Here is an 18,200-nt window from a genome sequence, read left to right on the forward strand (position 1 = left end):
GCGTTCAAAACCCTGCCGATATCAACTCCTGCGCGTCACCTTCACATACTGCGCCTGGTCAGCTCAGGCTTACCGTGAACCCATCTCCTGAATTTGAACCGTGCACGATGAGACGCTCTGAATTCACCGGGTCATGCCTCGCCCTCGCACTTACGAAATTGCAGCGCTGTTCGACATGGAACGCTTTTCAACACCGATGGATATAGCGAAAAAGATGATGCCGAGAATGGCCAGACCGGCGCCAACCCATCCCGTTGATGCCCACCCGAGCCCACCAGCGATGGCGAGTCCGCCTAGCGATGCACCGACGGCGTTAGATATATTGAATGCACTGTGATTGAGGGCAGCGGCCAGGGTTTGAGCTTCACCAGCGACATTCATCAGGCGCACCTGAAGGGCTGGCACCAATGCGAATCCGCAACCGATCAGAAACAGTACAGCCAACGTGCCAATTCCAGAGGATGCAAAGATAGAGAAGCCCGCCAGGAACACCGCATTCCAAATCATGATGTAGAAGATTGCAGGTACTAGAGCGCGGTCTGCCAACCACCCGCCTATCAGGTTGCCCACAATCATCCCGATTCCCCAGAGTGCCAGAACCATAGGTACTTGGCCGGATGAGAAGCCTGTGAGCTCGGTAAGCGTCGGCGTGATGTAGCTATACACAGAAAACATACCGCCGAAGCCGATTGAAGCGGCGGCCAGCGTTAACCAAAGCTGAGGCTTTTTGAGGCCACTGAGTTCAGATTCAGGACTCGCCGATTCGTCGCGAGGGATGGTTGGGATAAATATCCAAAACAGGATAATGGCAATGGCTCCTCCCGCAGCGAGAGCCGCGAACGCACCTCGCCATCCGAAAAGCTGACCAACCCACGTGGCAGCAGGTACACCGACGACATTGGCCGCTGCCAACCCCGCCATGACATAGCCGGCAGCTTGGGCTTTTCGGTTTTCAGCCACCATGGTCGCGGCCACTAGACAGGCGACGCCGTAATAGGCTCCATGCGGCAGACCGGCCAGGAAACGTGCTCCCAGCAATGTCGTGTAGTTCCAAGCCAATGCGCTGGCTCCGTATCCAACTGCAAATAGCGCAAGGAGCGCGATCAGCAGTGCCTTTCGCGGCCAACGTGCGGCGAGAATCGCAATGAGCGGTGCACCGACCACGACCCCAAGTGCGTAGGCAGTGATGTAACCGCCCGCAACGGGTACGGAGACGTCTGTGCTCGACGCCAAACCCGGAAGCAAACTCATGGACGCGAACTCACCCGTCCCGATGAATAAGCCTCCCAGGCCAAGCATCGTGATGGCCATACCTGTGCCATGCGGGACGTCGATGGCCGGCTGGGATTGCGAAATGTTTGTATCGATTCTGCATTGACTGGTCATCAACTATGCCTGCGATGAAGCGGTACCGAGGGCACCCTATAACAATGAAGATGAATGGCACCTACCTAATGGAGGTGCCAACAATGGGCTTATGCGCACGCTACCTGCGCCTACTTGTCGGCAATATCTGCAATGTAATCAGCGAACTTGTCCGAATACCCATCGTGCCAGCGGGACAGTGCTGGACGATTCTGGATCATGTCGTCTGCCGCCCATTGCATACGGCGTTGATCAAGCTCCCAGCTAGCTTCGTTGTCTTCACAGAAAATATAGAAATCCCCCTCCGCCATTCCCTTGACCAAACGATCCGCGACTTGATCAGCAGTCCAGGGGCTGTGCGGCTTTTGCGTATCACGAGTCATGCCAGGGAAGTTCATAGGAGTGAACGTGTACCCAGGTATCAGGAGGTGCGCAGAAATACGATCACCAACCTTCTCGCGCAACTCGTGCGCCAGTTGTTCAGTGAGGACTTTGACCGCCGCTTTAGAGAGCGCGTACGCCGCGTTTCCAGGGCGAGTAGTGATGCCTTCCTTCGAGCCAAGGTTGACGATGGCGGCAGCCCCACTTTGGGAAAACATCGTTTCCACGAAAAGCTGCTGAAGCGTCAACACACTCCAGAAGTTGATATCCATCAGCGTTCGCCATTTGGATATGCCGTCCCATGGGCCGGCGCCCTTGATGATGGCCGCGTTGTTCACCAACAGAGACACCTCACCAAACTCACATGATTTCTCATAGAGTTGGTGACGATCGCTTTCGCAGGTGACATCGCCCTCGATCGCCAGCAGCTTCATGTCAGGGAATTCGTTGAGTAGTGCATGGGTCGCAACGTCCAATGCAACGGCATCGCGATCAAAAAGAACGATGTTCATCCCCTCACGGGCAACGCGACGTGCAATGGCGTACCCAATACCAACGGCTGCCCCGGTAATGATCGCAACGGCACCTTTGCGAATGGCTGGATGATTCATAGGAATGTTCTCCTGGCTGTATGTTCGTTAAGAGTTGGACTGGCCCGCAGTACAAACTCCGTAATTTCGGCAGGGACACCGAGGCGGATCGGAAAACCATTCCACAATGCAGTGCCGTTGCTGACGTAGAGCTTCATTTTGCCGACGTCATAGCTGCCCGAAACAAAGCCCTGATTGGCGTACCCAGCTACCAAGTCCAAACCACTGATCATGCCGCCATGGGTGTGTCCCGAGAGCTGCAAACCAACCCCAGCAGCAGCCGACGCCGACGCACCCGCCGGGCGATGTTTCAACAGAATCGTCGCGGTACCCTTCGGCGCGCCATCAAGCGCCTGGACCAAGTCAGGGCCCTCATGGCCGTAAGCTGGAGCAACCTCATCTGTCACTCCTGCCACCACTAACTGATCTGCGCCTTTACGAAGAATGGCGTGCTCATTCACCAGAACGCGCATACCCAAACGCTGGAATTCCGCGATCCATCGGTGGGCATCGAAGTAATATTCGTGGTTTCCGGGAACAGCGAAGACACCCAAGGGAGCAGTCAGTTTGCTCAGCGGCGCCACGTCCTTCTTCCGGGCGTCGACGGTGCCGTCAATGAGATCTCCAGTGATAAAAATCACATCGGCGTTGAGTTCATTGGCACGCGACACAACACCCTCTACCCAGTCAGCCTGGAAAAGACGACTGATGTGCAGATCGGTGAGCTGCACTATGCGCAGTCCATCAAAAGATCGAGGCAGGTTCTCCACCGTCACATCAATGCGTCGGACCCCTGGCAACTGCACCGCTTGATAAACACCCACTGCCGACAGGACCAGCGCCGAAACTGCGATAGCGGTACGCAGTCGTCCACCAACAACATTTTTCCAAGGCACCTTGCGACAGGCAGCGACAATGCCACTGACCCCATCAGTTAACAGCGTGAGCACCAGCACCAGAACAAAAGCGCAGAAAAGCCAGCCATTAACCAAGACAATCGCTCGCGGCACCTCAGGCGAAAACATCGTTCCGTAAACTGCGATGAGAACGAGGTGATACTTTGAAATGATGAGCAGCACTGCCGCCAAAAGCACACGCCAACCGCGACCGATAGGCAGCGGAGCGACGAAGCGCCATAGGACGTACAGGTAGGCAACTGTCAGGTAGATATGGAACACAGTTAAAACACCACCCTGTGGGTTGACGCGGTAATCGTTGAGTGGAATTAATAGTAACCGAGATGAATCCCGCGATTGATTAGCGAGATTGCATCAGCCATTGAATTCAGCTCAACCATGGATGCGTCATGCCTGTACTGCCCACCACACGGCTATCTCGTGCAGACCTCGCCGATCTAAATTCCTTTCTCGCAGTTGAGAGGATGCGAAGTTTTACCCATGCGGCAGTCGAACTCGGTATCACGACCTCCGCGCTGAGTCATGCCATCCGCAATCTGGAAAGTCGGCTTGGGGTTCGGCTGTTGAATCGCACAAGCAGGACGGTATATCCAACCGATGCAGGAGCCGCTCTTGCCAAGCGATTGACCGTGGGTTTCACCGAGATAAGCGGCGCTCTGGCGGCGCTGGATCGTCACCGAGATAGGCCTTCGGGCAGACTCCGTCTCAACGTGTTGGCTGATGGCGCACGTTTACTGTTTACGAAGTTTCTTCCTCAATTTCTGGAGGCCTACCCTGAAGTCTCAGTCGAAGTCGCAGTTGACGACAGGATGGTAGATATTGTGTCTGCGGGCTTCGACGCAGGCATTCGTTTCGGCGACACGATCCCCGAGGATTACATTGCCGTTCGACTCAGCGAGGAGTTGCGTTGGGTGGCAGTAGCTTCCCCTAGATATCTAAATGCTAACGCTCGCATCCTGAGTCCTGAAGACTTGAAGAACCATAACTGCATTCAGATTCGAACGGGCAACGGAGTCATCTACCGCTGGGATTTTGAAAAAGAGGGTGATCACCAAACCATTGATGTCCCTGGACAGCTGTGCGTGAACGAAACGACCTTCGGAATTGAGATGGCGCTTGCAGATCGAGGGATCACGTACTGCCTCGAAGAACGCGTCAGTGGGCACTTGGCTCGCGGGGAGCTCCAAATTGTGCTCCCGGACTGGGCTCCCATCGAACCGGCGTTTTATATTTACTACCCTGGTCGTCGGCAAATGCCGCCTGGTCTTCGTGAGCTGGTGGATCTGTTTCGAGCCGGCCTACCCTCTTGATCCAATGATCAAAGCTGACGGCGTCGGTATCGTGCTGGTAGCAGTCGGGGGACTTCCTTGCCCGATCTCGACCAAATGACCGCCGAACAACTGAGCACACTGGCTGCGCAGCTGATGTCCAAGGTCGATACCCAGAGCCGAAAACTCGAAAGCTCTGAATGCCTGCTTTTGGTCGACTCTGTTGGTGATTGACCGCACCTTCCCGTTTGAATCAACGGCCGAGGCGTTAAAGTATGTCGAACAGGGACGAGCCAAAGGCAAGGTCGTTGTTACGATTAAATGAATACTCGACTATGGATGAGTAGACCGAAGTACCCGAGCAACTTTTAGTACACCGGTATTCTTCATCCTGACTTAGCGAGTTGACTCCACTTGAGTTGCCGTAACGGGTAGCGCAGCAAACAGACGCCTTGCCTGTTGCAGGCCGTGGCCGGAGTAAATACAGCGCCTCGCCGCCGACGCTGGAAAAGTAGCGCCAATCTGGGTCAAGCCGCACTTGGTCAGGTGAGGGTTTTTTCGAAGTAAACGCGCTTGAACCCGTCTTTCGTACGTTGTGCCACCTTCACATACCCAAGCTTGGGATAAATCGAGAGGTTGTCGGTCATCTTCTCATTGGTATAGAGATGTACGCCGTTCATGCCGCGCTGCCGAGCAGCATCTTCACAAAAGCTGATCAACGCCCTGCCTACACCGCGTCCGGCTGCGCTGGGCAGGACGGCCACGTTTTCCAGCAAGATATGCTCCTCTTCGGCATAGAACACAATGAACCCATGAAAGATGGCTTGGTCATCCGTCGCCACGTACACCATTCCTGCCGCTATCTGAGTGACGAAATCGGCGACCATCGGAGCTGGCTTGCGCCCGATCATTGGAACATAACGAGCATAGGCCTGTTCGGCACAATCTCTGATCTCGGGCTCATCGTCTGCTTCGGCTAGCCGGATCATATCGGTCGCTTGAGTTGGAGGAGATTCTATATTGTTCAACTCACGTCCCTGCCGCAACATCTAAGGCGTCTACCATGACCTTCACGATTTAGCGCCTCCATTCGACAGCCATGCGCACGGCCAAGCCCGCGAGAACCGTCCCCATCAGCCCGCGCTGCACGATCTGCCACGAGGGTCTGCTTGCAAGAAATATCGCGATAGAGCCAGCCATCACGGCAATCAGCGCGTTGACGCTCACGCTAATGACGATCTGCGTAAAGCCAAGCCCGATGGATTGCGCCAGGACGCTGCCGTGGCTGACGGGGCTAATGAACTGGGGCAACAGCGACAAATACATTACCGCGATTTTTGGATTCAGCAGGTTGGTTACAAAGCCCATCATGAACAATTTACGCGGGCTGTCCTTGGGAAGGTCGCGCACCTGAAACGGAGAACGGCCACCGGGCTTGACCGCCTGCCAGGCGAGGTAGAGCAGATAGAGCGCGCCGCCCAGGCGCAGGGCGTCATACGCATAGGGAACAGCCAGTACCAAGGCCGTGATGCCAAATGCGGCACAAAGCATATAGACGACGAAACCCAATGCCACGCCGCCTAAGGAAATCAGTCCAGCCATTCGTCCCTGGCAGATCGACCGCGAGATGAGATAGATCATGTTTGGGCCGGGAGTCAGCACCATGCCAAGTGAGATCAGGCCGAAGGCAAACAGGTTTGACAGTTCGGGCATGGCGTAACTCCTAGGAAGAAATAACGAATCGAATGCTTCGCTAAATCAGCATAAAACGGCTTTCGCCATCTCTGATGGTATGCACCTGGATGGAGCGGGTGATAGTAGTGAAGCCTAAGGGGCAGTGTTAGATACAGATTGACGAGCAAAACATCATACAGAAGTCGCTGTAGCTGGTATCCGCCCCCCAGAATACGTAGCGACTTCATATTGAGCGGTGGCTTGCTTCATAGCGCATCTAAAGCGCTCTGACATAGTCAACAACGGGCATTATGGATGACTGCTTTTGGCCGATTCGCGGCGTCTGCCGCCAGTTCGTTTTGCTCTGCCAGCAGTTGGGGTTGTTTAGCGAAAATTTGGTCGCTATCGACGGCAGCAAATTCAAGGCGATGAATAACCGCGACCGCAATTTCACTAGCGCCAAACTGAAGCGGCGCATGGAAGAGATTGAGACGAGCATCAACCGCTATTTGGCCGCGCTAGATGCGGCTGATCGGCAAATACCTAGCGCCTGCGCGCCAGACACTGCGAGCCTGGAAGATAAAATCGCCAAGCTCAAAGCGCAGATGAAAGAGCTTCAGGGGATTGAATCTCAGCTGAACGAATCGCCAAACAAACAGGTTTCACTGACCGCCCCGGATGCCCGCTCAATGATGACGCGCGGCAGCGGTATCGTCGGCTACAACGTGCAGACGGCGGTCGATACGCAGCACCATTTGATCGTTGCCCACGAGGTCACCAACAGCGGTTCCGACCGTGACCCACTCAGTTCAATGGCGAAGCAGGCTCGTGAAGCCATCGGCGCAGAAACGTTGTCGGTAGTCGCGGACCGAGGCTACTTCAAGGGTGAAGAAATCCTGGCATGTCACAACACAAACATCACCGCCTACGTGCCAAAGCCGATGACCTCAAGCGCCAAGGCTGAAGGTCGATTCAACAAAGATGCCTTCGTTTATGACGCAACGAAAAACGAATACACCTGCCCGGCTGGAGAGGCGTTGATCTGGCGTTTCTCCAGCGTCGAGAAAGGTATGAATATGCACTGCTATTGGAGTTCAAAATGCCAGAGTTGCACGCTGAAAATCCAGTGCACTCCAAGCACAAATCGTCGAGTAAGGCGCTGGGAACATGAAGCTGTGCTGGAGGAAGTGCAGGGCCGGTTGAACCGCGCGCCAGAGATGATGAAGGTTCGAAAAAGGACTGTTGAGCATCACTTCGGGACGCTCAAGCAATGGATGGGGGCAACGCACTTCCTGACTCGAAAACTTAACGGGGTGAGTGCGAAGATGAGCTTGAATGTGCTCGCCTACAACTTGAAACGCGTGATGAAAATCATCGGCACCGAAGGTTTGTTGAAGGCGATGGCGGCGTAAAAAGCCCAGCTTTTGCTGCTCTAAGAGGTGCCCAAGCGCTTCATAACCGCTCTGGCGCGTTACCGACGCTGATCATGGCAAATGCTCGAGAAACCGCCTAGCCCAGGAGCACTGGGGTGAGGAACCCAGGCTACGAAAGTGTTTTTACACACTCTGGGCCAATAGCGGTCATTGCGCTGTGGATGCCTGAAGCCAAATGCTTAATCTCGTTTAGATTTGTAATGAGCAGATGATGAATTTAATCGATTTCGAAACAAAGCACTTCCCGGTCCTTCGCAGTTGGCTCAGCAGCGAGCGCGATGTGGTGCAGTGGGGCGGACCTGAGCTGACTTATCCGCTCACCGACGATCAGCTTGAACAGATGATCATCGACGGGACAACGGCACCACCAAAGCGCCTATCTTGGATGGCTGTTAACGCCACTCAAGCTCTGGTAGGCCATATCCAACTTGCTGTGGACTGGAGAAATGGCGTTGCAAGGATTGGACGCGTCATGGTCGCGCCAACAATGCGGGGGCAAGGACTCGCTAAATCGTTGCTGGAAGCGGCATTGCAACAGGCATTCTCTCATCCGGAAATTGAAAGAACTGAGCTAAACGTATATAGCTGGAACAGTGCCGCTATCCGAACCTACAACAAAGTAGGCTTTTTTCACGAGGGAGTGAGGCGGTCGTCTGCCAAAGTTGGTGACGAGAGATGGGACACCGCAATCATGAGCATGCTCCGTTCGGAATGGGAAGCGGGACTACCTAAATGACCGGTTTGGTTCGAAAGCAGCCCCTTAAGGCCGGCAACTATCGACCCTGCGCTGCCACCTGCTCAAAGCTATGCTGCCAGTGCTGCTGTCATTGATTCAAGTGCGCAACCAATCTCAGTCAACGCCATCATCGAAATCGAAACCGCCTTCTGCAACGCTTAGGTGGTCTGACTCAGGATGGTCGAACAATTCACCGAGATAACTCATCAAAATACGAAGGTTTCCTGCTGAATCCAGGAGCCACTGTGAGGTTATTGATGCCAGGTGTGTCGGCTTGAGCTTGGGAAAGCTGTCTTTGTGGGTGACGTCGGGCTTACCAGGCCGCCACGGACCGCATATCTTTTCAGGTTTTCCATGTGCCAACTTGTCTCGAATTTTAAAAATATTTACGGCGAACTGTAGGGGGCCTTGAGCCCAATTCGCCTGCGCACCTGCCGCGCTATGCAAAATTTCTATCTTTTTGCGCCAAGGTAGCCTTTCAATTTCGTCCCAAAACGAGATCTGACGAGAGCCTAGGGTATTGACGTAAGCCTCGATGGAAAAGGCCATGAACACAACGACACAGGGGTATTCTCCTTCAGTCAGCTCTCCTTTCTTCAATCGGCCAATCATCAGGTAGAAGGCTTGCAGTGCTGTTGACTGAGCCGTGAAGTGCATATACGGCCGCCACTGAACTGTCCCCATGAAATTTTTCTTCCATTCGAAGTGAGCGAGGATAAGTGCAATTTGGTAAACCGAGAAGGCTTGGGAAAGTTTCAACTTTTTCGGCAGCAGGTAGATCAGCCGGCATGATGCCGCAGGGTGGGCAACGTTGTTTCAGCCCCTTAGGTAACGACGAAAGTCCTCCAATTTAAGGATTGAAGTGACTACTTGCGGAAGCGATCCTAAAAGTTGCGGAACTGATCCTCAAATCTCAGCCACAAAAAAACCCCGTAGACCTTGATCTACGGGGCTTTCGAATGTGGAGGCCGAAGCCGGAATCGAACCGGCGTGGGCGGATTTGCAATCCGCTGCATAACCATTTTGCTATTCGGCCAAAGATTTTTGAACTCAGATATTCAAGATCAAAAATAAAATCTTGCTCGTACGATCAAATCGTCTCAAGCCTATGAATCTTCAGTCATTCAGGTGGTTGCCCTTAGCTGATGGCGCGCATTATGTACGAGAAGAACGATGCTGGCAACCCCCTGAATTCTAATAATTTTTAGTAGATCACCCAGCCCGCTGTCTCACGTCATTACCCTCCCGATTTTGCAGGCTCGCATCAATCTACAAGGTGGATCTGCCTGTCCTACTAAACGCGTCACTTTTGCCCACAGCCTCTTTAGACGTTGGCCGACTTCCACCCACTAAGTGCTGACGTAAAGTCTCGCCGCCGTTAACGAACGGACTGACGCACTTTTTTGGAGCTTTGCAATGAACAAATTATGGATGTCTGCAGCTGCTGCTGTAGTGGTATTGACTACAACAGGCTGCATGAGCCACAACGTTAGCCAGCCTAACGCTCCGATAGCAGGCACTGTAACTGCCGACCTGAAGGCAAACATTGACGTAGGCGGGGAAATTACTGGCCAGTCAACTTCAAACATTTTGTTTGGCGTGCTGAAAATCAGTGGCGACAGCGAGTTCGCAGACGGTGTGACCTATGGCGGCCCTGCTCCAGCTTTCAGCCTGCCAGATCCAATATCGGCGACCAAAGCCGCCGCTGCGTACAAAGCGGTCAAGAGCTCAGGCTCTGATTTGATCGTTGCCCCGCGCTATGCCGTGTCTGTTGAAGACTATTTCATCTTCAAAAAGGTGAATGTGACCGTGACCGGCAATAAAGGCAGCATCAAAAACATTCGCTAAGTGATTGTATGCTCCAGTCTGCTGTGCAAATGGCTCTCGGGCTGATTCCCCCAGTCAGTACATACCCCGCTTGCGCAGTCTCAGCTGATGACCTGCAAAAGCCGCGAGCGCCTATTGTCAGCAGCCTGGTTCGGCGGGACTCATGTCCCGCCACCTGCCCTCATATCACTACATTGCGGATAAAGCGCAGGACCACATCACCATCGTTGCGGTAAGCATGAGGCTTGTTACTGGGGTACATGTAAAACTCGTTCGCACCTACCAGCAGTACTTGATCGTCAATGACCAAGGTCAAGCAGCCTTCAAATACGTAGAGCTGTTCGCTCCAGCCTTCGGCATCTGCCTGAGACTGATACTGCTCCCCCGGCTCCAGTGTCCATTCCCACAACTCCACTTCTTTTTTGGCCACAGCCTTGGCCAATAACACGGCTTTGCTTCGTGCAGTTGAACCCGTCCAGGCCACTTCATTGATACGACTGGTATCAGCGGCCCCCGGTGCTTGTATCAAGTCACTGAATGCGACATCCAACGCTTCGGCTACACGATCGAGGGTGCTCAAACTGACATTTTTCTCGCCCGCTTCTATAGCCACCAACATGCGACGACTGACCCCCGACACTTCGGCCAATGAACTCTGGCTCATGTGCGCAAGCAGTCTCAGACGTCTTACGTTCTGGCTGACATGCTGTAAAACCGATGCGCGCTGTGAATTTTCTTTGGGCACTATATTGCTCACCTTGTGGGGCTGCGCAGTATACTGCTCAGCTTTGGCGCATTGTGCGTCCCACCACCGGCAGCGTGCAAGGCAATGACGATGTTGAAACATTCCAAACTGTTATCTCTTACGTCCCGTTTCAGCAAGGCCGAGTGCGTTCTGATCCTCATTACTGTGGTCTGGGGCATGACATTTCTACTCGTCCAGAACGCGTTGACGTCAAGCGGTCCGATGTTTTTTGTCGGCCTGCGTTTTGCTGCTGCTGCCCTGTTCGTGGCCTTGTTTTCGATTCGCAACCTGCGCGGCTTCACGGCGCTGGAAATAAAGGCTGGGGTGTTTATCGGCGTGGCTATCATGCTCGGTTACGGTTTGCAGACCATCGGTTTACAAACCATTCCCAGTAGTCAGTCAGCTTTTATTACCGCCCTCTATGTCCCTTTCGTACCACTTTTACAGTGGTTGGTACTGGGGCGCCGGCCAGGTCTGATGCCGAGCATAGGGATCGTTCTGGCATTTTCAGGATTGATGCTGTTGTCCGGCCCTGGCGGCGCATCGCTGAACTTCAGCCCAGGTGAAATCACAACGCTGATCAGCGCTATTGCCATCGCCGCAGAAATAATCCTCATCAGCGCCTATGCTGGCAAGGTCGATGTTCGCCGAGTCACGGTCATACAACTGAGTACGGCGTCTCTATTGGCGTTCTTGATGACAGTTCCCACACAGGAGGCCATCCCTGATTTCTCATGGCTTCTGTTAGCCAGCGCGCTGGGGTTGGGTGCTGCCAGTGCCGTGATTCAGGTTGCCATGAACTGGGCACAGAAGAGTGTTTCGCCTACCCGAGCCACGCTTATTTATGCGGGAGAACCGGTCTGGGCGGGGATCGCAGGGCGTTTGGCCGGCGAGCGCCTACCCGCCATTGCCTTACTCGGTGCGGTGCTGATTGTTGCGGCAGTCATCGTGAGTGAGTTAAAACTCAAGGGTAAAGCTCTCGGTGATACGGAGGCGAAGCCTAATAATAAAGCCTGTGACTGATGCTCTAGGCACAACCCCACACTCTAATGCGCATATACAGGGAGGTAATTGAGCAGTGTCACTGACTCTTTGCACACATTTTGTAGGATTCATCTCCAGCTTGCTTATTGGTGATCGACCTGCCGCCACGTATGATCGCTCACAAACTCCTGCAGATTAGAAGCCTATGTCCCTGATAGTTCTACTGCTTCTGCCCTTTGTAGGCAGCTGTCTGGCGGCTGTTTTGCCGCACAACGCGCGTAACAGTGAATCCCTGCTGGCCGGTCTGATTGCTCTGATCGGTACAATCCAGGTTGCCCTGCTCTACCCACAAATCGCACACGGTGGCGTGATTCGTGAAGAGTTTATGTGGCTGCCCAGTCTTGGGTTGAATTTCGTCCTGCGCATGGACGGGTTCGCATGGCTGTTCTCGATTCTGGTATTGGGTATTGGCACGCTGGTGTCGTTGTATGCCCGCTACTACATGTCCCCTGATGATCCGGTACCGCGCTTCTTTGCTTTTTTTCTAGCCTTTATGGGGGCGATGCTCGGCCTGGTCATTTCAGGCAATTTGATCCAGATCGTGTTTTTCTGGGAGCTCACCAGCCTTTTTTCTTTCTTGTTGATTGGTTACTGGCACCATCGCTCAGATGCCCGACGCGGCGCCTATATGGCGTTGATGGTCACAGGCGCGGGTGGGTTGTGCTTACTGGCGGGGGTCATGCTGCTTGGCCATGTCGTCGGCAGCTATGATCTGGATGCCGTGCTGGCAGCAGGCGACAAAATTCGCGCCCACAGCCTGTATCCGATTCTGCTCCCTCTCATCCTCATCGGCGCCCTGAGCAAAAGTGCGCAATTCCCGTTTCACTTCTGGTTGCCCCATGCCATGGCGGCACCGACACCCGTCTCGGCTTATCTTCACTCGGCAACCATGGTCAAGGCCGGTGTGTTTTTGCTCGCCCGCCTCTGGCCCTCGCTGTCGGGCACTGAGGAGTGGTTCTGGATCGTCAGCGGGGCTGGCGCTTGCACCCTTGTGCTCGGCGCCTACTGTGCAATGTTTCAAAACGACCTCAAGGGCCTGCTGGCTTATTCGACCATCAGCCACTTGGGCCTGATAACGTTGCTGCTTGGTCTTAATAGCCCTTTGGCCGCCGTCGCTGCGGTGTTCCACATTCTTAACCACGCGACCTTCAAAGCGTCACTGTTTATGGCCGCGGGCATCATCGACCATGAGACGGGTACCCGGGACATCCGCAAACTCAGCGGTCTGTTCAAGCTAATGCCCTACACCGCGACGCTGGCCATGGTTGCCAGTGCCTCGATGGCAGGCGTGCCGTTGCTGAACGGTTTCCTCTCCAAAGAGATGTTCTTCGCCGAAACAGTGTTTATCAACTCCACCGCCTGGGTTGAAATCGCCTTGCCGGTGATTGCTACCATCGCCGGTACTTTCAGCGTTGCCTACGCCCTGCGCTTTACCGTGGACGTGTTCTTCGGCCCACCGCCCACCGACCTGCCGCTAACACCCCACGAGCCGCCGCGCTGGATGCGTGCCCCGGTTGAGCTACTGGTGTTTACCTGCCTGATGGTCGGTATTTTTCCAGCGCATACCGTAGGCCCATTACTGGCCGCTGCTGCGCAACCGGTGGTGGGGGGTGAACTGCCTGAATACAGCCTTGCCATCTGGCACGGTTTGAATGCACCGATGATCATGAGCCTGATCGCCATGTCCGGCGGCATCCTGCTGTATGTAGTACTGCGCAAACAGCTCAAGCTGGGCCGTTATGCGTTGCCCCCACTGATCAGATTCTTCAATGGCAAGCGCTTCTTTGAGCGCAGCGTGGTGGTACTGATGCGCGGGGCACGGCGCATTGAGCGGCGCATCAGCACTCATCGCCTGCAAAGCCAGTTATTCCTGCTCATCATGGTCGCGGTCATTGCAGGCCTGATTCCCATGTACAACGGCGGTCTGAGCTGGGGTGATCGGCCGAAAATACCGGGGTCGATCGTCTTCGTGACCCTGTGGCTGCTGGCAATTGCCTGTGCATTGGGCGCTGCCTGGCAAGCCAAGTATCACCGTCTGGCAGCGCTGACCATGGTCAGCGTCTGCGGCCTCATGACCTGCGTGACCTTTGTATGGTTCTCGGCGCCTGATCTGGCGCTGACCCAATTGGTGGTCGAAGTGGTGACCACCGTGCTTATTCTGCTCGGCCTGCGCTGGCTGCCTCGTCGTATCGAAGAGGTCTCTCCACTGCCCGGCACGTTGCGCAGAGCGCGTATCCGTCGTCTGCGCGACTTGTTGCTGTCCGCTGCAGTAGGCGGCGGAATGGCCTTGCTGTCTTACGCCATGCTGACGCGACAGACCCCAAACGATATTTCCTCGTTTTACCTCAGTCGCGCCTTGCCTGAAGGCGGCGGCAGCAATGTGGTCAATGTCATGCTGGTGGACTTCCGGGGTTTCGACACGCTGGGTGAGATCACCGTACTGGTCGCTGTGGCGTTGACGGTATTTGCCCTGTTACGTCGCTTCCGCCCTCCAAAAGAGAGCATGCAATTGCCCGCCCAACAGCGCCTGCTGGCCAAGGACGTCGTCACTGACCTGGTTAACCCGCGCAGCGCCAGCGATACCGCCCTGGGCTTTATGATGGTGCCTGCCGTGCTGGTGCGCTTGCTGCTGCCGATTGCTTTTATGGTGTCGATGTATCTGTTTATGCGAGGCCATAATCAGCCAGGTGGCGGCTTTGTCGCCGGGTTGGTGATGAGCGTCGCGTTTATCCTGCAATACATGGTGGCAGGTACGCAGTGGGTCGAAGCGCAGATGAGTTTGCGACCTTTGCGCTGGATGGGCACAGGCCTGCTGTGCGCCACTCTGACCGGGGTTGGCTCGATCCCGCTGGGCTATCCGTTCCTGACAACCCATACCGCGCACTTCAATTTGCCACTGCTGGGCGATATCCACGTCGCCAGCGCACTGTTTTTCGACATAGGCGTTTACGCCGTCGTAGTCGGTGCCACCTTGCTGATCCTCACGGCACTGGCGCACCAGTCTGTTCGCGCCCATCGCCCAGGTAATCAGCCTGGCGCTCAACCCAAGACGGGAGCCGCCTGATGGAAGAAGTCATTGCAATTGCAATTGGAGTACTCGCGGCGTCCGGGACCTGGCTGGTCCTGCGCCCGCGTACTTTTCAAGTGGTCATGGGCCTGTGCCTGCTGTCCTACGGGGTCAACCTGTTTATCTTCAGCATGGGCAGCCTGTTTATCGGCAAAGAGCCGGTGATCAAGGACGGCGTGCCACAAGACCTGCTCAATTACACAGACCCGCTGCCACAGGCTCTGGTTTTGACCGCCATCGTCATCAGTTTTGCCATGACCGCTTTGTTTCTGGTGGTCTTGCTGGCCTCTCGAGGCCTGACCGGTACCGACCACGTTGATGGCCGGGAGCCTAAAGAATGAATTTGATGCCCCATCTGATCGTCGCGCCCATTTTGCTGCCGTTGCTCACAGCGGCATGCATGCTGTTACTGGGTGAAAAGCGTCGCCCGCTCAAGGCCCGAATCAACCTGATCTCCACCTTGACGGGCGTGGGCATTGCGGCCTTGTTGCTGCTCTGGACTCAACAACAATCAGCGCCAGCCGCGATCGGCGTATACCTGCCCAGCAACTGGAATGTTCCGTTCGGGATTGCCCTGGTAGTCGATCGTTTATCCGCCTTGATGCTGGTATTGACCTCAATCATGGCCAGTTGCGCACTGCTGTTTGCCATGGCGCGCTGGGACCGGGCCGGCGCCAGCTTTCATGCCCTGTTCCAGATACAGCTGATGGGCCTGTACGGCGCATTCCTGACCGCAGACATTTTCAATTTGTTTGTGTTCTTCGAAGTGCTGCTCGCCGCTTCCTATGGATTGATGCTTCACGGTTCAGGCAAAGCACGCGTGTCCGCGGGCCTGCACTACATCTCCATCAACCTGCTGGCATCTTCTTTGTTCCTGATCGGTGCGGCCTTGATTTACGGCGTCACTGGCACGCTGAACATGGCGGATCTGGCGCTTAAAATTCCGCTGGTTACGGAAGCCGATCGCGGCCTGCTGCATGCTGGCGCGGCCATTCTGGCCATCGCCTTTCTGGCCAAGGCAGGCATGTGGCCCCTTAACTTCTGGCTGGTCCCTGCCTATTCGGCTGCCAGCGCACCGGTCGCCGCCTTGTTCGCGATCATGACCAAAGTCGGGGTGTATACCCTGCTGCGGCTATGGACACTGCTGTTTTCAGGGCAGGCCGGGGCTTCGGCCTACTTTGGCAGTGACTGGCTGATTTACGGTGGCATGGCCACTATTGTCTGCGCCGCCATTGCCATTCTTGCGGCCCAGCGTCTGGAGCGCCTGGCCAGTCTGAGCATTCTGGTGTCCGCAGGCATCCTGCTGTCGGCGATCGGCTTCGCCCAACCCAACCTGACCGCTGCAGCACTGTTTTATCTGATCAGTTCTTCGCTGGCCTTGTGTGCCTTGTTCTTGCTGGCTGAGTTGATTGAGCGCTCACGCTCTTCCAACGAAATGATGCTGGAGGACGATGTCGGTCAACTGCCAAGTCTGATGGAATCATTGAACCCACCAAGGGGCACCAATCTGGATGACGAGCAAAAAGCCGTCGTCGGGCAGATCATTCCCTGGACCATGGCCCTTCTGGGGTTGAGCTTTATCGCTTGCGCACTGCTGATCATTGGCATGCCACCCCTCTCCGGCTTTATCGGCAAGCTCAGTCTGCTCAACGCATTGCTCAACCCTTCCGGGTTGGGAAATGCACCCGACGCACCGATCTCGACTGCCGCGTGGTGCCTTGTGGCCCTGTTGATACTCTCAGGTCTGGCGTCCTTGATTGCGTTTTCGCGAATGGGCATTCAGCGTTTCTGGACACCTCTTGAGCGGCCCTCGCCCTTGCTGCGTCGCTATGAGTACATCCCCATTGTGCTGCTGCTTGGTTTGACCGTGGTGTTGACCTTCAAGGCCGAGCCCGTTTTGAACTACACACAAGCCGCTGCCGACAGCCTGAATAATCCCGAGCATTACGTCATGTCGGTGATAGGCACGCGCCCCATACCGAGCCCTGAAGCCAAGGCGGCGATGCTGGAGGTACAGCCATGAAGCGTCTTTTTCCCGCGCCATGGTTGTCTTTGTCGTTATGGGTGCTGTGGCTACTGCTCAATCTCTCACTGAGTGCCGGTAACCTGTTGCTCGGTGCAGTGCTGGGCTTTCTCGCGCCACTGATGTTCGCGCCGCTGCGACCGCTGCCCATCCGTATTCGCCGCCCCGGGGTGATGATCAAGCTGTTCTTTATGGTGGGCCGTGACGTTGTCATGTCGAACATTGCCGTGGCCTGGGGCGTGCTCAGGGCGGGGCACCATCCGCCGCGCTCGCGTTTTATAAAAATTCCGCTGGATTTGCGCGATGCCAACGGGCTGGCTGCCTTGTCGATGATTACTACAGTGGTGCCGGGCACTATCTGGTCAGAGCTGGCGTTGGATCGCAGCGTTCTTCTGTTGCATGTGTTCGACCTGGATGACGAAGTGACGTTTATCGAGCATTTCAAAACTGCCTACGAACGCCCCCTCATGGAGATCTTTGAATGAGTGCCCTGCTCTCCAATGCCATCTTGCTCAGTCTGTTTATATTTAGCGTGGCCATGGTGCTGACCGTAATCCGGCTGTTCAAGGGACCGTCTGCTCAGGATCGGGTACTGGCCCTGGACTACCTGTACATACTGGCGATGCTGATGATGCTCGTGCTGGGCATCCGTTACGCCAGTGACACCTATTTTGAAGGCGCACTGCTGATTGCTCTGTTCGGCTTTGTCGGTTCGTTTGCACTGGCCAAATTCCTCTTGCGAGGCGAGGTAATCGAATGAATTCAATCAGCGAGTTATCACTGTGGATCGAAATCCCGGTGGCCGGGCTGCTGGTGTTGAGCAGTGTGTTTGCTTTGTGCGGCGCTATCGGATTGCTGCGTCTTAAAGACTTTTTCCAGCGCATGCACCCACCCGCACTGGCATCGACCCTGGGCGCCTGGTGCGTGGCACTGGCTTCAATCCTGTACTTCTCGGCGCTCAAGTCGACGTTGGTGCTGCACGCGTGGCTGATCCCGATTCTACTGGCGATCACGGTACCCGTGACGACGTTGCTACTGGCCCGAACGTCATTGTTTCGCAAGCGCATGGCTGGCGAAGATGTACCGCCGGAAGTCAGCAGTGGCGGGGGCAATGAAGGCGGGAGCTAAAA

At 55.2% G+C, this 18,200-nt stretch carries 18 protein-coding genes, 1 tRNA gene and 2 pseudogenes; 13 read left to right on the plus strand and 8 right to left on the minus strand.

Annotated elements, in window-relative coordinates; all coding sequences use genetic code 11:
* Window positions 1–150: 150 nt before the first annotated feature.
* The 3 genes from FJD38_RS16140 to FJD38_RS16150 form a co-directional block, all read right to left on the minus strand.
* Window positions 151–1,311, minus strand: a complete 1,161-nt coding sequence (locus FJD38_RS16140; protein ID WP_146386385.1) for an MFS transporter — start codon at window positions 1,309–1,311, stop codon at window positions 151–153.
* 185 nt (window positions 1,312–1,496) lie between these two features.
* Window positions 1,497–2,357: an SDR family NAD(P)-dependent oxidoreductase gene (locus FJD38_RS16145; protein ID WP_146386262.1), complete on the minus strand. Its 861-nt coding sequence runs from the start codon at window positions 2,355–2,357 to the stop codon at window positions 1,497–1,499.
* Complete coding sequence (locus FJD38_RS16150) at window positions 2,354–3,514, minus strand: metallophosphoesterase (protein ID WP_146386264.1); 1,161 nt, start codon at window positions 3,512–3,514, stop codon at window positions 2,354–2,356. The genes FJD38_RS16145 and FJD38_RS16150 overlap by 4 nt, the downstream gene beginning before the upstream one ends.
* Before the next feature lie 128 nt (window positions 3,515–3,642).
* On the opposite strand from FJD38_RS16150, the gene FJD38_RS16155 reads away from it, so the two are divergent.
* The 3 genes and pseudogenes from FJD38_RS16155 to FJD38_RS16160 form a co-directional block, all read left to right on the plus strand.
* Window positions 3,643–4,563, plus strand: a complete 921-nt coding sequence (locus FJD38_RS16155) for a LysR family transcriptional regulator (RefSeq protein ID WP_122782642.1) — start codon at window positions 3,643–3,645, stop codon at window positions 4,561–4,563.
* A gap of 57 nt (window positions 4,564–4,620) precedes the next feature.
* Complete coding sequence (locus FJD38_RS24990) at window positions 4,621–4,755, plus strand: hypothetical protein (protein WP_280116031.1); 135 nt, start codon at window positions 4,621–4,623, stop codon at window positions 4,753–4,755.
* Window positions 4,748–4,846, plus strand: a pseudogene (locus FJD38_RS16160) (zinc-binding dehydrogenase); the annotation flags it as partial. The gene FJD38_RS24990 and the pseudogene FJD38_RS16160, both read left to right, overlap by 8 nt.
* Window positions 4,847–5,063: 217 nt before the next feature.
* Here FJD38_RS16160 and FJD38_RS16165 read toward each other — a convergent pair.
* Together FJD38_RS16165 and FJD38_RS16170 are read right to left on the minus strand one after the other, a co-directional pair.
* Window positions 5,064–5,510 (minus strand): GNAT family N-acetyltransferase, encoded by a 447-nt coding sequence (locus FJD38_RS16165; protein WP_146386387.1) that lies wholly within the window; start codon window positions 5,508–5,510, stop codon window positions 5,064–5,066.
* A gap of 88 nt (window positions 5,511–5,598) precedes the next feature.
* Complete coding sequence (locus tag FJD38_RS16170; protein WP_146386266.1) at window positions 5,599–6,234, minus strand: LysE family translocator; 636 nt, start codon at window positions 6,232–6,234, stop codon at window positions 5,599–5,601.
* Between the two features lie 293 nt (window positions 6,235–6,527).
* On the opposite strand from FJD38_RS16170, the pseudogene FJD38_RS16175 reads away from it, so the two are divergent.
* Both FJD38_RS16175 and FJD38_RS16180 read left to right on the plus strand, forming a co-directional pair.
* Window positions 6,528–7,607 (plus strand): annotated as a pseudogene (locus FJD38_RS16175) (IS1182 family transposase); the annotation flags it as partial.
* 232 nt (window positions 7,608–7,839) lie between these two features.
* Window positions 7,840–8,364, plus strand: a complete 525-nt coding sequence (locus FJD38_RS16180; protein ID WP_122782639.1) for a GNAT family N-acetyltransferase — start codon at window positions 7,840–7,842, stop codon at window positions 8,362–8,364.
* 114 nt (window positions 8,365–8,478) lie between these two features.
* Here the strand turns inward: FJD38_RS16180 and FJD38_RS16185 are convergent, their stop codons facing one another.
* Window positions 8,479–9,123 (minus strand): hypothetical protein, encoded by a 645-nt coding sequence (locus FJD38_RS16185; RefSeq protein WP_146386268.1) that lies wholly within the window; start codon window positions 9,121–9,123, stop codon window positions 8,479–8,481.
* 203 nt (window positions 9,124–9,326) lie between these two features.
* Window positions 9,327–9,400: transfer RNA gene (locus tag FJD38_RS16190), tRNA-Cys, on the minus strand.
* 380 nt (window positions 9,401–9,780) lie between these two features.
* Between FJD38_RS16190 and FJD38_RS16195 the strand changes: the two genes are divergently transcribed.
* Window positions 9,781–10,212 (plus strand): hypothetical protein, encoded by a 432-nt coding sequence (locus FJD38_RS16195; protein ID WP_122782363.1) that lies wholly within the window; start codon window positions 9,781–9,783, stop codon window positions 10,210–10,212.
* A gap of 160 nt (window positions 10,213–10,372) precedes the next feature.
* Here the strand turns inward: FJD38_RS16195 and FJD38_RS16200 are convergent, their stop codons facing one another.
* Window positions 10,373–10,936: a helix-turn-helix domain-containing protein gene (locus tag FJD38_RS16200; RefSeq protein ID WP_122782362.1), complete on the minus strand. Its 564-nt coding sequence runs from the start codon at window positions 10,934–10,936 to the stop codon at window positions 10,373–10,375.
* 93 nt (window positions 10,937–11,029) lie between these two features.
* Here FJD38_RS16200 and FJD38_RS16205 point away from each other — a divergent pair, with 93 nt between their 5' ends.
* From FJD38_RS16205 to FJD38_RS16235, 7 genes are all read left to right on the plus strand, one after another.
* A complete protein-coding gene (locus tag FJD38_RS16205) occupies window positions 11,030–11,959 on the plus strand; it encodes a DMT family transporter (RefSeq protein ID WP_425281169.1) in 930 nt (309 codons plus the stop codon).
* Between the two features lie 166 nt (window positions 11,960–12,125).
* Window positions 12,126–15,044 carry a monovalent cation/H+ antiporter subunit A gene (locus FJD38_RS16210; protein WP_122782360.1) on the plus strand — a complete coding sequence of 973 codons (2,919 nt, stop codon included), beginning with the start codon at window positions 12,126–12,128 and terminating at the stop codon, window positions 15,042–15,044.
* Entirely contained in the window at window positions 15,044–15,388 is a 345-nt protein-coding gene (locus tag FJD38_RS16215; RefSeq protein WP_003446102.1) for a Na+/H+ antiporter subunit C, read from the plus strand. The genes FJD38_RS16210 and FJD38_RS16215 overlap by 1 nt, the downstream gene beginning before the upstream one ends.
* Complete coding sequence (locus FJD38_RS16220) at window positions 15,385–17,070, plus strand: monovalent cation/H+ antiporter subunit D (protein ID WP_122782359.1); 1,686 nt, start codon at window positions 15,385–15,387, stop codon at window positions 17,068–17,070. Before FJD38_RS16215 ends, FJD38_RS16220 begins: the two co-directional genes overlap by 4 nt.
* Window positions 17,067–17,555 (plus strand): Na+/H+ antiporter subunit E, encoded by a 489-nt coding sequence (locus tag FJD38_RS16225; protein WP_122782358.1) that lies wholly within the window; start codon window positions 17,067–17,069, stop codon window positions 17,553–17,555. Before FJD38_RS16220 ends, FJD38_RS16225 begins: the two co-directional genes overlap by 4 nt.
* The gene (locus FJD38_RS16230) at window positions 17,552–17,830 is read left to right on the plus strand and encodes a K+/H+ antiporter subunit F (RefSeq protein WP_122782357.1); all 279 of its coding nucleotides are present in this window, start codon (window positions 17,552–17,554) and stop codon (window positions 17,828–17,830) included. The genes FJD38_RS16225 and FJD38_RS16230 overlap by 4 nt, the downstream gene beginning before the upstream one ends.
* Entirely contained in the window at window positions 17,827–18,198 is a 372-nt protein-coding gene (locus FJD38_RS16235) for a Na+/H+ antiporter subunit G (protein ID WP_122782356.1), read from the plus strand. Before FJD38_RS16230 ends, FJD38_RS16235 begins: the two co-directional genes overlap by 4 nt.
* Window positions 18,199–18,200: the final 2 nt, after the last annotated feature.

The organism is Pseudomonas saxonica (assembly GCF_007858365.1).
In the GTDB taxonomy this organism is placed as follows: Bacteria; Pseudomonadota; Gammaproteobacteria; order Pseudomonadales; family Pseudomonadaceae; genus Aquipseudomonas; species Aquipseudomonas saxonica.

Coding starts and splice junctions, on each gene's coding strand:
- FJD38_RS16140 (WP_146386385.1), bottom strand. CDS start 1,311: ATGGCCATCACGATGCTTGGCCTGGGAGGCTTATTCATCGGGACGGGT.
- FJD38_RS16145 (WP_146386262.1), bottom strand. CDS start 2,357: ATGAATCATCCAGCCATTCGCAAAGGTGCCGTTGCGATCATTACCGGG.
- FJD38_RS16155 (WP_122782642.1), top strand. CDS start 3,643: ATGCCTGTACTGCCCACCACACGGCTATCTCGTGCAGACCTCGCCGAT.
- FJD38_RS16165 (WP_146386387.1), bottom strand. CDS start 5,510: ATGATCCGGCTAGCCGAAGCAGACGATGAGCCCGAGATCAGAGATTGT.
- FJD38_RS16170 (WP_146386266.1), bottom strand. CDS start 6,234: ATGCCCGAACTGTCAAACCTGTTTGCCTTCGGCCTGATCTCACTTGGC.
- FJD38_RS16180 (WP_122782639.1), top strand. CDS start 7,840: ATGAATTTAATCGATTTCGAAACAAAGCACTTCCCGGTCCTTCGCAGT.
- FJD38_RS16195 (WP_122782363.1), top strand. CDS start 9,781: ATGAACAAATTATGGATGTCTGCAGCTGCTGCTGTAGTGGTATTGACT.
- FJD38_RS16210 (WP_122782360.1), top strand. CDS start 12,126: ATGTCCCTGATAGTTCTACTGCTTCTGCCCTTTGTAGGCAGCTGTCTG.
- FJD38_RS16215 (WP_003446102.1), top strand. CDS start 15,044: ATGGAAGAAGTCATTGCAATTGCAATTGGAGTACTCGCGGCGTCCGGG.
- FJD38_RS16220 (WP_122782359.1), top strand. CDS start 15,385: ATGAATTTGATGCCCCATCTGATCGTCGCGCCCATTTTGCTGCCGTTG.
- FJD38_RS16225 (WP_122782358.1), top strand. CDS start 17,067: ATGAAGCGTCTTTTTCCCGCGCCATGGTTGTCTTTGTCGTTATGGGTG.
- FJD38_RS16230 (WP_122782357.1), top strand. CDS start 17,552: ATGAGTGCCCTGCTCTCCAATGCCATCTTGCTCAGTCTGTTTATATTT.
- FJD38_RS16235 (WP_122782356.1), top strand. CDS start 17,827: ATGAATTCAATCAGCGAGTTATCACTGTGGATCGAAATCCCGGTGGCC.